The 15,301-nt window shown below is 63.8% G+C and carries 9 protein-coding genes; 1 reads left to right on the top strand and 8 read right to left on the bottom strand.

Annotated elements, in window-relative coordinates:
• Positions 1 to 33: 33 nt before the first annotated feature.
• The 8 genes from AB0C20_RS00965 to AB0C20_RS01000 form a co-directional block, all read right to left on the bottom strand.
• Positions 34 to 993, bottom strand: coding sequence for a restriction endonuclease (locus tag AB0C20_RS00965; RefSeq protein WP_357566951.1), 960 nt, complete (start codon positions 991 to 993; stop codon positions 34 to 36).
• The gene (locus AB0C20_RS00970) at positions 944 to 2,554 is read right to left on the bottom strand and encodes a protein kinase (protein ID WP_357566952.1); all 1,611 of its coding nucleotides are present in this window, start codon (positions 2,552 to 2,554) and stop codon (positions 944 to 946) included. Before AB0C20_RS00970 ends, AB0C20_RS00965 begins: the two co-directional genes overlap by 50 nt.
• Positions 2,555 to 2,599: 45 nt before the next feature.
• On the bottom strand, positions 2,600 to 3,388 hold the full coding sequence (locus AB0C20_RS00975) for a hypothetical protein (RefSeq protein ID WP_357566953.1): 789 nt from the start codon (positions 3,386 to 3,388) through the stop codon (positions 2,600 to 2,602).
• Positions 3,389 to 3,418: 30 nt separating this feature from the next.
• Positions 3,419 to 6,424, bottom strand: a complete 3,006-nt coding sequence (locus AB0C20_RS00980; RefSeq protein WP_357566954.1) for a type I restriction endonuclease — start codon at positions 6,422 to 6,424, stop codon at positions 3,419 to 3,421.
• 104 nt (positions 6,425 to 6,528) lie between these two features.
• Positions 6,529 to 8,739, bottom strand: coding sequence for an NB-ARC domain-containing protein (locus AB0C20_RS00985; protein ID WP_357566955.1), 2,211 nt, complete (start codon positions 8,737 to 8,739; stop codon positions 6,529 to 6,531).
• Between the two features lie 450 nt (positions 8,740 to 9,189).
• Entirely contained in the window at positions 9,190 to 10,401 is a 1,212-nt protein-coding gene (locus AB0C20_RS00990) for a hypothetical protein (protein ID WP_357566956.1), read from the bottom strand.
• A complete protein-coding gene (locus AB0C20_RS00995) occupies positions 10,398 to 12,359 on the bottom strand; it encodes a class I SAM-dependent DNA methyltransferase (protein ID WP_357566957.1) in 1,962 nt (653 codons plus the stop codon). The genes AB0C20_RS00990 and AB0C20_RS00995 overlap by 4 nt, the downstream gene beginning before the upstream one ends.
• Positions 12,360 to 12,660: 301 nt before the next feature.
• The gene (locus AB0C20_RS01000; protein WP_357566958.1) at positions 12,661 to 14,562 is read right to left on the bottom strand and encodes an N-6 DNA methylase; all 1,902 of its coding nucleotides are present in this window, start codon (positions 14,560 to 14,562) and stop codon (positions 12,661 to 12,663) included.
• 102 nt (positions 14,563 to 14,664) lie between these two features.
• Here AB0C20_RS01000 and AB0C20_RS01005 point away from each other — a divergent pair, with 102 nt between their 5' ends.
• On the top strand, positions 14,665 to 15,189 hold the full coding sequence (locus AB0C20_RS01005) for a DUF4352 domain-containing protein (protein ID WP_357566959.1): 525 nt from the start codon (positions 14,665 to 14,667) through the stop codon (positions 15,187 to 15,189).
• The last annotated feature ends 112 nt before the right edge of the window (positions 15,190 to 15,301 follow it).

Genomic DNA, 15,301 nt, shown 5'->3' on the forward strand with positions numbered 1-15,301 from the left:
GGACGCCGCGTGCAGCGCTAAGGGCGACCTCGATCATTCCTCTGAGAAGAAGTTTTCGTCGATCTGCTTCAGGACGTACGTCTCTTCGGTTACGACGCCACAGCTGTGGCCGATCATCAATCGAGCGAGCTCCGGGCCGTCGATCAGAATGAGCCGAGCGTTCACCCGGTCCGCGTAATCTCTCGCGTCGGCGCTGAACCTACTCGTCGTGATGAAAATGCCTCTGCTGGCTTGAACACCGTGCAGCGCTCCGACGAATGCCTGGATGTCGGGACGGCCGATGGGCTTATCGGTGTAGCGCTTTGCCTGCACGTACACGACGTCCAAACCTAGCGGATCAAGCCGCACCAACCCGTCCAGCCCACCGTCGCCTGGTCCCCCCATGTGCTCGGTCATCCGCTCCAAGCCGCCGTAACCCATTGCGACGAGAAGGCGCAGCACAAGGTGTTCGAGGAACTCCGGCGGTTGGCTGATCACTCGACTGAGTAGTTCCGCCGCAACCGCCGAGTGGGCCGTCTCGATAAATTCCTCGATTGCCTCCCGAGGCGCCAACGTCTCGACGTTCGAGTCCTCGGCCTGTTCCTCCGAGGGCGCCCCCGGCGGTCGCACCCGCGCACGGGTACGGAACTCGACATACTCAGCGAAACCTTTGAGGATCCTGATGTCTACGCGTTCGGGGTGTTCCCTTAGGACTTCCTGACCCCTACCGGTGATCTCAGTGACGCCCCTCGTCGGCCTACGCAGGAGACCTGCCTGCGCCAGATGGGTGATCGCCCAGGCGATTCTGTTGGCGTACCGAGGCTGTCGCCCGCTCGGCAGCAGCACCTTCCGGTCCTCATCCGTGATGGCGAGAGCTCTCACCACCGCTTCCCGGATCTCCGTCACGGCGTGCGGCTTCTGGTCAGCGTGGGCATCAAGCACCGGCCGCATGAAGGATTGGAAATCAGGGATTGCCATCGTTCTCCTTCTGGTTTTCCTCTCGCGCTCCTTCACCAAGACGCATGAGGTGGGTCAGTAGCGCCTCGATCTCCGCCACATCGTGCGAATCCAAACCTTGCATACGGCGAACATCGACGAGCAAGTCTTGAAGCTCTTGACGGGCCTCCGCGGTATCGCCGACACCAGCGGTGAGCAGCGCGATCTGGTGACGAAGGCCGAAGAGCTCTGGCGCGTCGGCGCCTGCGAGGCGCTGCTGGTCAGCCAACAAATCGCGCAACGCCCGCAACGCCTCGGGTGCCTCGCCAAGCTCGGCCTGGCATGTAGCTGCCTGTTGTCGGCAATGCCAGATCAGTTCCTGGTCGGGGACCGGCCGCTCGGCCAGGTCGGTGACAAGTCGGGTGAACTCTGGCAGCGCTTGCCGGAAAGCGCCGGCAAGGACGTGAAGGTTGGCCAGGTTGAGTCGCAGTTCTAGAACCCGGGGCTGCTTCGCGCCGTGGCCGTGCAGGATCGGGCGGAGTGCCGTTTCGAGGAGAGCGGCGGCTTGAGTGAAACGCTCCTCCTCGGCCAGTGCCCAGGCTCGTTCCTCGACCTCGGTCAGCTCATCGAGTGTCGGCGGTTCGATCACCTGCGGCGCCGCGCGTGGCCGAACGATGTCGACCCGCGTCGGGGCAAGCGGTGACCGAGGCGGTATCGGACCGAAGGGATACCGGTAAGGCATGGTCGGGTCGATCGGCTGACCGTCGGCAACGGCGATCGCGAGGTGGCCCGCCAACTCGTGCTCGACCGCGCCGAGGGGCGCCAGGATTTCGTACACTTCCGCGGCTGAACCAGGCCGGTCCTGAGGATCCTTGGCGAGCAGCCGCTTCACGAGTTGCACGAGGTCGTCAGGCGCACCGGCCCGTTGTTCAGTGACCACTGGGATGGGATCGTTCATGTGGCGGTGCAGCAGCCCGAGTGCACTGTCCGCGCGGTACGGCGGGTTGCCCGTTAATACCTCGAACAGGACACAGCCCAGCGCGTAAAGGTCTGCTCGGGGACCGACCGCGCTATTGAGTGCCTGCTCGGGAGCCATGTAGGTGGGGGTGCCGAGGGTGTGGCTGGTAGCGGTGAGCCGAGGTACATCCGCTCCCAGCAGTGCGGCGACCCCGAAGTCAAGCACCTTGACCGACCCCGCGGGGGTGACCATTAGGTTCTGCGGCTTGAGGTCGCGGTGCACCAGGGAGGCGGCGTGCGCTGTGGCGAGCACCGAGCAGATCTGGGCGCCGATTGCGGCGGCCCACGGTACCGAGAGCCAACCGCGTTCGGCCAGTAAATCGGCGAGGACCATGCCCGGAACGAGCTGCATGACGATGTAGATGTCCTCGCCGTGGTATCCGACGTCGTGAACGCTGGGTACCCCGGGGTGGTCGAGTCGGGCGGTGACCCGTGCCTCGCGCATAAAGCGCTCGACCGCAGTCTCACGCTCGTTCTCGGGGATGGTGAGCTGGCGAAGGAACTTGATGGCGACCGGCCGATCGAGCTTCTCGTCGAAGCCCGCCCACACCTCCCCCATTCCGCCTCGGCCGAGCGGGTACGTCAACTCGTACCGCTCGGCGACCCGCTCCTGCGCCTGCATCCGCTTCTCCCCGTTCCTCAGCCGGCAATCCACTGGTTGAACCAGCTAATACCGCTCCCCGTAGACGTCGGCCAACTCGTTGTATGCCTCACGAACCGCCTCGATCGCGTTTGGGTCGTCGGCAGCGTTATGGGCGGCGACAGCCGCGAGCTCAAGTGAGGTTTGGATGCGGGCCAGCTCCACCTCGGTCTGCTCCCACAGCATCCTCGTCCTCTCCCGCTGTTCTGCCAGAGAGCGGCTGGCAGTGCTGTTGGGTGAACCGGCCCTCGCCGGATGAATCCGTTGGCGGGCAACCTGAGGGCGAAGCTGTTGCCGACGGCTGAGAACGTCGGCAGCCTCCCACAACACCTGAGCGAGGAGTTCTCCTCCCTCAGCCGGATCGATTGCTTCCTCCACGGCTGGTAACCCACGGCCGGCTTCCTCAGTTAGGGCCATGAGGTCGAGGAATTCTTCGCGCTCTTCACGCTTGTCGAGCGAGTGGTGGAGGTCCGGGAACGCCGTCTCGTCTGGCGCGACCACCTGGGGTGGCGGCGTCTTCGAGAGAATCACCAGCAACCCAAATCCCAGCACCATCGCCATCAGGATGAGGATCACCAGCACCGGCGCGCTGCTGAGGCAGAGCAACAGGGTGCCAATCATCACCGCGGTGCAAAGCGCGATGACGCCGCCCAGCTTGGAAGAGCTTTGAGCCGCTGGCATCGCCTGCAGGTAAGTGATGCTCCCCCACTCGTGCTTGAGGGGTGTTCTGGACATCTTCAGTGGCGCGAGCGCGACAACCGTCCGGGAGTCGTCGGTAGCGACCCAGAGGTGGAAGTCGGGGGTGGACGGGGACAACCGTCCTCCTCTCGGCGAGGGGTGGGGGGGTTAGGCGATGCCCTTACGGCTGCGGATCATCTGGTACGCCTGTCGGCGTGCGAACTGGTTGAGCTGCGAGCGCAGGCTCTCGTCGTCCAGGTAGCGCTGCATCAGCTTGCCGTTGTCGTCGTGGCGGGACAGGATCACGTCCTCGATGCGCTTGTCACAGACCACGCCGAAGTTGCTTTCGTCGTTGACCATCGCGGCGGCTTCGAGGGTGCCGTCCTCGGCCAGCGCGACGATCTGCTGCTCGACCCAGACCTTGTCCGACTCGCCCAGCCCGATGCCGAACCTGTCGTTGAACGCGTCGATCAGCTCAGACAACACGACTTTCTCCAGGTCGCGCTGCTGGCCTGCTGCCCCGCCGAGAAAGCCCGGCAGCATCTGCTCACCTTCGGGCGACAGCGACGCGTCATGCTCGCCGGTCTTGCTGACCCGAAGGTGGGTCAGCTCCACCTCACCAATGTCGACACTAGGATCCTGCCGCCGGGGCAGACGGTTGAGCAGTGCCCGCCCGTACAGGTAGAGCCGTTCCAGGTCCTCGTCGTGGTAGGGCACTACCTGGCTGAGGAACGCGTACATCCGGGTGTAGTCACGCAGTGCCGACCGGAAGGCGTCCGCGGCCTCCGGATCGTCGGCAGCCAGAGCGTTGAAGCGCTGGACCGCTGGCTCGGTGAAGCGGTAGAGGGCGCCGTGTGCCCGCTGAAGCGCGGTGTCGCTGGTTGCCTTCTGCTCGGCGGCGAGCAGAGCGTCGACGTACGCCTGCATCTCTGAGTTGATCAGGACCGGGTAGGCCGTCACCGCGTTCTGGGCGGTGTAGAGCAGGTTCGGGTCGGTGGGGGTGGTGGCGGCAGTCTCGAAGTACGGCTTGAAGTGCTCGGCAATGTCGCCGGCCTCGTTGACGAAGTCGAGGACGAAGACGTCACCCTGGGCCTTGAGCGGGTGGGTGCGGTTGAGCCGGGACAGGGTCTGCACCGCGGCGACGTTCTTGAGCAGCTTGTCGACGTACATCGTGGTGAGCAGCGGCTGGTCAAAGCCGGTCTGGTACTTCTCGGCGACGACCAGGATCCGATATTCGGTCGTCTGCTTGGCCTTGGCCGTGCCAGCGTGCTTGTCGTCGGCGGCGGTGTAGGCGAACCGCTCGGGCAGCTCGCCTTCGCTAAAGCCGTTGCTCCGCGCTTCGGTGTGCTCGACGCCGTCGACCTCCAGGTCGCCAGAGAACGCGACCAGCGAGTCGCAGCCGACGTAGCCCTGCATCTCGACGTACTTCTTGATGGCGGTGTGCAGGCGCACGGCGGCCTCGCGGGATCCGGTGACCACCATTGCCTTGGCGCGATTGCCCAGGCGCAGCGCGGTGTGCTTGCGGAAGTGCTCGACGATGATCTCGGCCTTCTGCGCCTGCATGGTGGGGTGCAGGCTGGCGAAGCGGGCAAGCTGGGCCCCGGCCTTCTTCGGGTCGACCTCAGGGTCGTCCGGGTTGGCGTTGGCCAACTTCCAGTACGACTTGTAGGTCAGATAATTCCGCAACACATCCAGGATGAAGCCCTCGTCGATGGCCTGCCGCATCGAGTACGTGTGGAACGGCTGCGGGTTGCCGGTGACCGGATGCGGCGTTCCGAACAGCTCCAGGGTCTTCGGCTTGGGTGTGGCGGTGAACGCGAAGTACGACAGCGTCTCGTGCCGACCCCGCGCCAGCGCCGACGCGGTGAGCAGGTCACCCGACTCGTCGACGTCGTCGCTGCCGAGCTTCAACAGCACCTTCTTCAACGCGGCGGCCGAGTCACCGGACTGCGACGAGTGCGCCTCGTCGACGATGACCGCGAACCGTTTACCGCGCAGCCCCTGCACCTGATTGAGGATGTAGGGGAACTTCTGCATGGTGGTGATGACAACCTTGGCGGTCTCGCCCTGGAGGGCGGCGGCGAGCTGGGCAGAGTCCTTGTCGATCCGCTGCACCACGCCCGGCACGTGCTCGAACTGGAAGACCGTGTCCTGCAACTGTCGGTCGAGCACCACCCGGTCGGTGATGATGATGACCTTGTCGAAGACCGGCTCGTTGGGGCGCAGCCGCTTGACCCGGGCATCCTCGTCAAGGGTCGGCGCGGTGTGCAGGCTGGAGAGCCGGTGCGCCAGCCATGCGATGGTGTTCGACTTGCCCGATCCGGCCGAGTGCATGACCAGGTAATTGTGGCCGGAGCCGTTGCAGGCGGCGTGGTCGGCGAGGTTGGTCACCGCGTGCCACTGGTGGTAACGCGGAAAGATCAGATCCTTGGATTCCTTGTCAGTGTGCAGGAACCGCCGGACCAGATCCATCCAGGTGTCCGGGTGCCAGATCTGCTCCCAAAGGTAGGAGCTGCGGTAGCCCTTTTCGCCGGCGGGCGGGTTGCCGGCGCCGCCGGAAACGCCCGGCCCGTCGGAGCCAGTGTTGAAGGGCAGGAACCGGGTCTTGTCGCCGGCAAGCTTGGTCGTGACGAAGACCAGGTCCGGATCCACGGCGAAGTGCACGAGGGTACGCCTCGCGAAAAGCAATTCCTTCGGGTCGCGGGTCTCGCGGTACTGCCGCTTGGCGTCCTCGACGGTCTGGCCGGTGAGGGGGTTCTTCAGCTCGACCGTCGCTAGTGGGATGCCGTTGACGGAGAGAACCAGGTCCAGGGTGTTGTTGTTGCTGGTCGAGTAGGCGAGCTGGCGGGTGACGGTGAGGCGGTTAGCACGGTAGAACTTAAGCGCGTGGTCGGTGATGGCGTGAGCTGGCTTGAAGTAGGCGAGCCGGATGAGGACGCCCTTGTCCTTGACGCCTCGGCGAAGGACGTCGAGGGGACCACGGTCGTCGATCTGCTTGGCGAGGTACTGAGCGAAGTGCCGCTGCGCCTCGTTCAGGTTGTTCCTGTGGTAGGCCAGCAGCTTGGTCCACTCGTCCGGCTGCGTGGCTTGGACAAACGCGAAGAGCTCGGCGGTATCGATCGCAAGCTCCGGGCTGTAACTTTCAGCCACACCGCCAAGCCACCCGGCGTTCATCAATGCATTCTCGATCGTCGCCTCGAACGATCGCTCGTCTCCGACTGCCACAAGACCTCACCCCGTCACCCTGAAACCCACCGCCAACACTTCGCACCAACTACTTAGCCGAGCCAGCGAACGCCTTCAGCTCTGTAGCCCCTTGGATGACTCCTATTCGGACTGAACGCCACTGGCGTACCCTCACCAATATACTCCCATTCGGCAGAATCAGCGAGGTCCCTAAGATGATAGAAATAGTCATGGCCAGCATAGGTGACGAAGCCGAAGTATTTATCCGAAATGAACTTAACCGTTCCGACACGCCGCTCAAGCCAGCCTTGGTCGACAACACTCAGCTTGTCGTACAGTTGGTTTTGAAAATCCTTAGCCTTTCGCACGACGAAGTTTTCATCGGACAGTCTTGCTATTTCAGCCCCAATCAATCCTAGTTGAACCATACGATCACGCGATTCGTCCACCAAAAGGCCAGCGGGCGCAACCTTGGCCAACTCGGCGCCCACCTCCAACGCATGCAGCGAGCTATCGAGGTCTCCCTTATCGCGGTCAGAGTTTGCCCAATAGACTGCGGCCCGGAAAGCGGTTATGACGGACGGCACCAAGTCAGGTTGGTACGGCGAACCGGTCGAGAGAGCGTGCTCGGTAACTTGAATCGCAGAGGCATAGTCCTCCAACCGGAGATGCGCCCACGCGATCTGATTAATGATCGCGGTATGGGCGTTATCTACGCGTGCTGCAGCTTGGAGGAGCTCAAGCCCTCGAGCGGGATTATCCCCTTGGTCGAGGAGAAAGCTGCCAAAGAAGTAGTTGAGGGTCGGCGACAGTGGAGCCAGCTCGTGGGCCCTTTCATAGGCGGCTCGCGCCGCACCGAAGTCACTGCGAAGTACCTGAATATGGGCTTCTACCCGCCACGCCTCGTGATACGTAGGAGCGAGGAGTTGCGCTTCGCGGCAGTTCGACAAGCCCTCATCCGTGTTCCCACGGGCCGCCGCCAGGAGCGCGTCCCGTAGCAAGCGGGCAACGTTGAAGTCACCGGTCCCCCGAACATCAACTGTTTCCGGCGAATAAGGGCTAGCCGAGCCTTCCGCACGGAGGTCGGCACCAACGCTGTGGAGCTGTTGGTGACGCCGAATAAGCTCGGCCCTGTCGCGCCCAGACACAGGGTGCCGACTATCCAGATATTGCTTACCGAAGTCCGTTAGCTGGTAAGTCGTGTCAACGATCTCAGAAGCGTTCGTGCTCTGGCTTCGCATCTGGACAAAGTTCGTCGTGATTAGCTCGAGCAACGCTGCCTGCATACGAGTGGCCGAAAACTCGGTTAAGAATGCGAGTTCGCCCTGATTGCGAGCACCTGGCAGGACCTGCATACAGCGGAGTACGTTTTGCGCGTCCGCCTTCAGGTAGCCGTAGACGTTTGACATGCAGAAATCCAAAAGTAACGCATTGTCGGAGACAAGATCCTCCGGCCTTTTGCCTGCTTGGACCCCGGCAACAAACCATTTAAGATAGGCAGGGTGCCCGCCCATCTTCTTCACGAAAGCCTGAATCATTTCGTTCGGCATTTCGGTAAGGACGCGCGCTCCGCGGATTCCTGCAACAGCACGCAGGAGGCGGGCACCTTCATCCTCAGACAGAGCTCCCAAACTCACAGGATTCTCGATACCGAGTCCGATCCTGCTTGTGATTATGACCTTACTGCCAAGCGGCAAATCTAGAAGAAAGTTTCGGAGTCGTTGGTCCAGCACCGTCTCAAGATTGTCGAGAATAAGTAAGATGCGGAAGTTCTCAAGGTAGTTGAGCACCTCCTCGACGGGATCAGTGCCAGGCGCGAGAACACCAAGCTCTTCTGCTGCTCGAGTAAATAGCCCCAATGAGTCCTTGATCGCACCACTGATACGTCGAATCTCATTCGGCGTCAGGACGGTCGCCTTGGCGCTGACCCAAACGAATGCGTCAAATTGCACGGCTTCGTCGTCAAGGAGATCATAGGCAGCCTTCAGCGCAAGAGAAGTCTTCCCAATCCCTCCTTCACCAAGAACGGAAACGACAGGGTACGCGCCCTTAATGGCTCTTTTAATTCGGATCAGCTGCTGCTGGCGACCGAAGAACCCCGTCTCGTCGAAATCCGGCACAGGCAAATTGTGCTGAGGACTCCGTGTCGGATCGATGGGCAAGTCGATCTTCAGTCCAAGGACGTAGGCAGGATCCTGTTGGAGTCTCTGACGGGTCTCCGCAATGGTCGTCCAGTGGTTCCCACTCCGATCAGCCAGCCTGCCAATTACATCAAGCAGAGCTGGAAGGTCGTCAATCTCCATTGGTCGAGTGTGCGCGACTCGATTTCGGATCGCCGCAATACGGCCAAGGGCAGGCGCAAGATGGGCCAGATTCTCCGAAACGGCCGGCGCTAAGTCACTTCTTCGTCCAAGCAGGACTTCATAACTGTCAGCGAAGTCAAGATATGGCAGGAGTGCAACTTCCGATCGAGCAGCCGCCTTCCCATGATCCCTAGCTCGCCGCTCTTGGGCCTTAGAAGCAATCACGGGCGGCAAGATCGCGTCTACTCCTTGGCCCCCATGAAGACTCTCGATCTCCAGGCGCAGGTCCTCCTCAAGAGCAGAGATTAGGGCGAAGCAGGTAAGCCGAGCGGCACTAAAACTCACGATTTCCTCCCCATCCTTGCGATAGAAGTCGCCTCTCCTGTAGACCCGCCACCATGGAATCAGCGCCAACCCCGCTGACGTCACAAGCGCTCATGCGAGACCCCCTTATACCGTTGTGAGGCCGATCCGCTCAGTTACTGCTTCCGTGATCAGCGCCCGACGCCGCTCAGCCAGCAGTCGGTCCTGTTCCTCCATGCGGTTTATTGTCTTGTCGATCGGCTGCAGGGCCTTGTCTATTTCCGCAACAATGCGCCGCTGCTGGACCACCGAGTGTCGGGGTATGGGCATCGCTTTCATGGCAGCGACGTTAAAGTGGGACTGAATGGTGCCGACCGAAAACTCCGCCACTCGCCGCTTCGCGTAACTGGAATTCAGCAGGTACTCGGCAAACCTGGGAACGAGGGAAGGCCCGGGCCTTACGATAACTAGGTCGATGCAGTTAGCGCCATTGAACTCGGGGGTCACGACCGCGGCGGTGCCCGCCTGACCGGTACGCACTACAACCAAATCGCCTAATCTCAGCCGACTCTTATGGTGCGCGAGGTGCCCCTCCGGGCTGATTTGGACAAGATTTTTTGCGTCAATCCTTCCTGGCTTGACGTTGGTACCCCGTAGCGCTGGTACGCCACCGTTCTCCACATACCATGCAGCCGGTGTCACCACGATTCCAACGGTGACAGTTTCGACTAGGTGCTTCAAGGGGATGAGTCCATCGCTAGTGCCCCCACCTGGGGCGATGAGGCGCTCTATAATTCGTTCGCGCTTCAGCTGGAAGAGTGCCTTGGTCCGACTACGTGCTGCACGGACCCTATCAATGCGTCCTGTTTCCGCATCCAAAAAATCGGCAATGCGCCGCTGCTCCTCGATGGATGGTAAATCCACAGTGAAGTCCCGGACGAAGTCGTCAGGGACTCGCTTCTGTCCCGCAACGCCGTACAGCTCCGCTTCGCCAAGCTTCAGAAACGGCTGACTCTGTGTTACATAGGTTAGGAACCTAGGCTCGATCTGCCGGGTGGGCCTAAGCACGTGAAGCTCTGTCGTCCCCGCACCTACGCCATTCCGGAGACCTGAAATCAAGACGGAGCGCCCCGCCTCAAAGGTGGGGGTGATTTTGGGAAGCAGCACATCTCCGTCTTGGAAGCGAGTGTAGCCAGTAGCGACGGCGCTCTTCAGTCTGACGCGACTCACATCTAGCCTTGAGTCAGCCCAGACCGCCTCCATCGGCAGGAAGGTCAACTCTTCGTCCGAGGGAAGCCTGTCGAAGCCTGGGCATGCGGGATTAACATCGACAACGTGCCGGAGACGAACAACGCTCACTCCGTCACCTCGGCAAGCAGTGCCTGAATCTCCGCCTCGAGTGCCTTGATCTCGGCGTCGATTTCGGCGAGCGGTCGCGGCGGCTCGTAGACGTAGAAGTGGCGGGTAAAGGGGATTTCGTACCCGATCTTAATCTTTGTGTCATCGATCCAGGCGTCGGGGACGTGCGGAAGCACTTCCCGCTTGAGGTAGTCGTGGATGTCCTCGACCAGCGGCACGTTCTCGTTATCGCGCAGGTCGGCGTCGGGCAGCCACTTGCCCTTGCGGTCCGTCTGCACCTCCCCCTCCGGGTCGCTGACCGAGAAGGCCTCCCACACCGCCTTCTCCACCGCCGTCGGCAACTTGCCGAGCCCGACCAGCTTCATCGCGAACACCGCACGGGTCGCCGCCTTCAACCCGATCAGCGACTTCGCCGCCGCCAGCAGCGACTCCCGCTCTGCGTACTTAAGCACCGCCCGCGCCTCCGCGAGCAACGCGACCGTCTCCTCCGTGACTTCGAAGCGCAGCCGTAATGGCCGCTCCACGGTGATGCGCTGGTAGCCGAAGTCGGTGGTCCTGAAGACCTTCACCTTGGCGTGCTGCGGGTGCTCCGGGTCGTCCGCGATGGACAGCGCATCCACGTAGGCGCGCGTCAGGTCGGCGATGTGCTCGTCGGTGAGTATCTTGCGCTTGTCGCCGAGGCTCTTGCGCATCTTGGTCCAGTAGTCGCGGCCGTCGAGCAGCACGACCTTGCGTCGGCGGGCAGGATTCTTCCGATTGGTGAGGATCCAGAAGTAGGTGGAGATGCCGGTGTTGTAGAAGAGCTGGTCGGGCAGCGCGACAATGCCCTCCAAGAGGTCGTTCTCCAGAATCCAGCGGCGGATCTCCGACTCCCCCGACCCGGCCGCGCCGGTGAAAAGCGGTGAGCCGTTGAAGACGATCGCCAGCCGGCTGCCGCCGTCCTCGGGGCGCTTCATCTTCGAGATCATGTGCTGGAGGAAGAGCAGCGAACCGTCGTTGATCCGGGGCAGCCCGGCCCCGAACCGGCCAGCGTGGCCGCGGGCGTGCTCGGCCTTGATGAACGCCTCGACCTTCTTCCACTCCACGCCGAACGGCGGGTTGGCGAGCATGTAGTCGAAGCGCTCGTCGTCGTGACCGTCCTGATTGAACGAGTTCCCGAAGGCAATCTTCGTCGGATCGCCGCCCTTGAGCATCATGTCGGAGCGGCAAATCGCGTACGTCTCGCCGTTGAGCTCCTGCCCGTACACCTCGACGGTGGCTTGCGGGTTATGGGCCTGGATGTGGTCCTGGGCCTCGCTGAGCATGCCGCCGGTGCCGCAGGCCGGATCGTAAATTTTGCGGACGATGCCCGGGGTAACCAGGTCGTCCTCGTCCGGAGCGAGCAGCAGGTTGACCATCAACTTGATGACCTCGCGCGGGGTGAAGTGCTCTCCGGCGGTCTCATTGCTGATTTCGGAAAAGCGGCGGATCAGCTCCTCAAAGACGTAGCCCATCTGATGGTTGGAGACCACGTCCGGGTGCAGGTCGATGTCGGCGAACTTCGCGACCACCTGGTAGAGCAGGCCGGCTTCGGCCAGGCGGCTGATCTGGGTATCGAAGCCGTACTTCTCCAGCACGTCGACCGCACCGGGCGAGAAGCCGCCGATGTAGGCGCGCAGGTTCAGCGCCACGTGGTCCTGGTCTCCGAGCAGCTTGCGGAAGGACATCTCGCTCGTGTTGTAGAACGACAGCCCAGCGACCTTGCGCAGCACCGGGTCCATGTTCTGCACGCCCATGTCCTTGAGCTGCGCATGCCGGGCAAGCACCGCGTCCTTCGTCGGCTCCAACACGCAGTCGAGCCGACGCAGCACGGTCAGCGGCAGGATCACCCGGCCGTACTCGGACTGCTTGTAGTCGCCGCGGAGCAGCTCGGCCACATCCCAGATGAATTTCGCGAGCTCTTGGTGCTTGGTACTCACCAGGTTCCTTTCGATTGCCTTAAGTCAGGAGTATTGCTGCTGGCCGGCGCCGTCGGGGTCCCCCACTCGGTGGAGATGATCAACCGACTGTCAGCGGACGGTCGCTGACGGAGCGTTCCTGTCTCGCTAGGTTCGCGAGCATGAGCGGCGTGTAACGATCTCCGTCCCTGATGACGTGGCCGAGCATCGCTATGCACTCCCGGCCCGCCAGGTTTCCGCCTATGTCACCGAAGCACTGCGCCGTCGTCGGATATCCGACGACGTGCGGGCAGCGCTGGAGGCGACAACCCGCAGTGTGGGGTCACCGTGGGTTGTCCGGACGGATTGACCCGCGTGCCAGGCCGTCGGCGGTGAGTTGCGCCAGCTCCGCCCCCAGTGAGGCGGCCTGCCGGATAGCTGACTCGAAGGCGTCAAGACGCCGGAACGCGTCCCCGTGCGCCCGCTGCTCGTCCAGCGACAGCCTCCGCACCTGCGCCCGTCGGATGTCGAACCGCATCGTGCCCGAGAGACTCGACGACTGTTTCTCGTTCGCCGACGTCCGCAGTTGCCCGGCCAGGAACCACGAATCCAGCGCCGCCGGGTTGGGTCGCAGCAGGTACAGGTTGCGCCCCAACAGCATCCCCTCGGTGGTGACCACCCGTGCGGTGAGCTGCCGCGCGATCATCGGCACCACCACGTCGCCCACGGCCAGAGGGATCTCCTGCCCGAACCGGTCGTCGCCCCGACCGGACGCCTCCGACCCGGCGAGCACGTCCGGCACGGTGAGCACCGGCGGCCCGTCGGGTGCGGGTGCGGAGGTGCCGGCGCGGACCGGACCGATCAGTTGCAGCGCCCCGGTCTTCGCCAACTCTCCAACGGTGAGGAAGAGGCCGTCCGGCCCGTCGGGCGCGGGTGTGACCTGCGGCAGCAGCGCCGGCAGCTCGCCGACGATGGCGGCCAGTCGTTCTCTGGTGCGTACCAGATGCTCTCCGGAGGCCTCGCCCACGACGGCGGGCTGCCGGCGTGCGGGGGTGAGGTCGACTTCCTCGTCGAGCAGTTCGATGACCGGGACCGCGCGGGCGAAGCCGGCCTCCTCGACGTCGCCGTCGGGGGCGGCAACGAACTCCCGCCACGCGGCCAGCACGCGCGGTGCGGTGTCGGCCAGGTCGCCGGTTGCGGCGTCGATCAGCAGCGCCCGCGGTGGTGGCGGCGCGTCGGTCGCGGCCCGCCGCAGCACCCACAGGTGCAGGGGTACGCCGTGTGGCGCCGCCACCCCCGGTGGGAGCGCGATGACGGCGCGCAGGTGACCTCGGCGCAGCAGCTCGCCGCGGATGCGTTTGCCGGCGCGGCGGCTGGCGACAGTGGGTGGCATCAGCAGGACGGCGTGCCCGCCGACCCGCAGGTGGGCGAGGGCGTGTTGCACCCAGGCCAGCTCGGGTTCGGTACGGGGTGTGGTGCCGACGATCCAGCGAGGGTCGTGGCCGAGTTCCTCGTCGCCCCAGTTGGTCGCGCCGAACGGTGGGTGGCAGACGACGGCGTCGACGGCGCGGCCGGCGAAGGCATCGGCGCGCAGCGAGTCACCGCCGCTGACCTCCCCGGGTACGTCGTGCAGGGCCAGCCACAGGCCGGCGAGCCGGGCCAACTCGTCGTCGAGTTCCTGCCCGTACATCGAGGTGCTGCCGGCGCGGACGGCGGCTCGCAGGATGGCGCCGGAGCCGGCGGCCGGGTCGAGCACTGAGCCGCCGCCGACGTTGGCGAGCCCGATCATCAGGTCGGCGAGATCGTCGGGGGTGGCGAAGGGGCGGCCGGGCCCTGGTGCGGAGAACCGCTGCCACAGCTCGTCGAACGCGCCCTGCGGACCCAACTCGTCGGCAAGGGCGTCGACGTCGGGCAGCAGCGGCGTGAGTTGGGCGTCGATGCTGGCGCTGCGGGAGCCGCGTTGACGGGCCAGCAGCAGGGCGCCGACGGCGGCGAGGCCGGCAGCCGGGGAGTCGCTGGCCGCGGCGAGGTGTCGCCAGAGCCGGTCGACGGTGGCGAGCTCGGGGAGCTTGCCCTGGGTGCGTAACCACTGCTCGACCTGGATCAGGTCGAACTCGGGGCTCGCCGTCGTTCCGCCCACGGGGGCGGGGAAGTCGGGATGCCGTTTACGCCAGTTACTGACCGCAGCGCGACCGACACCGGCGAGCCGGGCGATCTCCGCTGCCGTGATGGTCGGGTTCTCCACGCCGAAAGTCTCGCACACCTGTCAAGCACGAGATTGTCTGTTGACAGTGTTGTCGGACGATGCTCTCATTGACCCCGCAACACTCACTTCAGGAGGACAACGATGCGCAAGACCACCACTCTCGCTCTGCTCGCCACCGGCCTCATCGCCCTGGGCTGCGGCTCCGGCGCCGCCGACAAGCCCACGAGCTCCAGCGCCAACGACAAGGGTGAGGACGCTCCGGCGAAGACCGCGAAGGTGGGCGAACCGGCCCGGGACGGCAAGTTCGAGTTCACTGTGAAGTCGTCCAAGTGCGGCGTCGCCAAGATCGGCAGCGACCTGCTCGGCGCGAAGGCGCAGGGCCAGTTCTGCCTGGTCACGCTCATCGTGAAGAACATCGGCAAGGAAGCGCAGATGCTCGACGGCAGCAGCCAGAAGGCGTACGCGGCCGACGGCACCGAGTACTCCGCCGACACCGGCGCGGCGATCTACGCGAACAAGAACGCCGAGACGTTCCTCAACGACATCAACCCCGGCAACCAGGTCAACGGCGTCGTGGTCTTCGACATCCCGAAGAACGTCAAGCTCACCAAGCTCGAGCTGCACGACTCGATGTTCTCCGGCGGCGTCGACGTCGCCCTCGGCTGACCTCTCCCCCCACCGATCGGGGCGGGCAACCCACGCCCGCCCCGGCTGTTCACAGCCCGCCTGTTCACAGCGCCGGTCGGGGCACCTAGCCCTCTGCGGAGGACAGAACGCC

The organism is Micromonospora sp. NPDC048843, assembly GCF_040649965.1.
GTDB classification, from domain to species: domain Bacteria; phylum Actinomycetota; class Actinomycetes; order Mycobacteriales; family Micromonosporaceae; genus Micromonospora; species Micromonospora hortensis.

Coding starts and splice junctions, on each gene's coding strand:
- AB0C20_RS00970 (WP_357566952.1), bottom strand. CDS start 2,554: ATGCAGGCGCAGGAGCGGGTCGCCGAGCGGTACGAGTTGACGTACCCG.
- AB0C20_RS00980 (WP_357566954.1), bottom strand. CDS start 6,424: ATGAACGCCGGGTGGCTTGGCGGTGTGGCTGAAAGTTACAGCCCGGAG.
- AB0C20_RS00985 (WP_357566955.1), bottom strand. CDS start 8,739: ATGGAGATTGACGACCTTCCAGCTCTGCTTGATGTAATTGGCAGGCTG.
- AB0C20_RS01005 (WP_357566959.1), top strand. CDS start 14,665: ATGCGCAAGACCACCACTCTCGCTCTGCTCGCCACCGGCCTCATCGCC.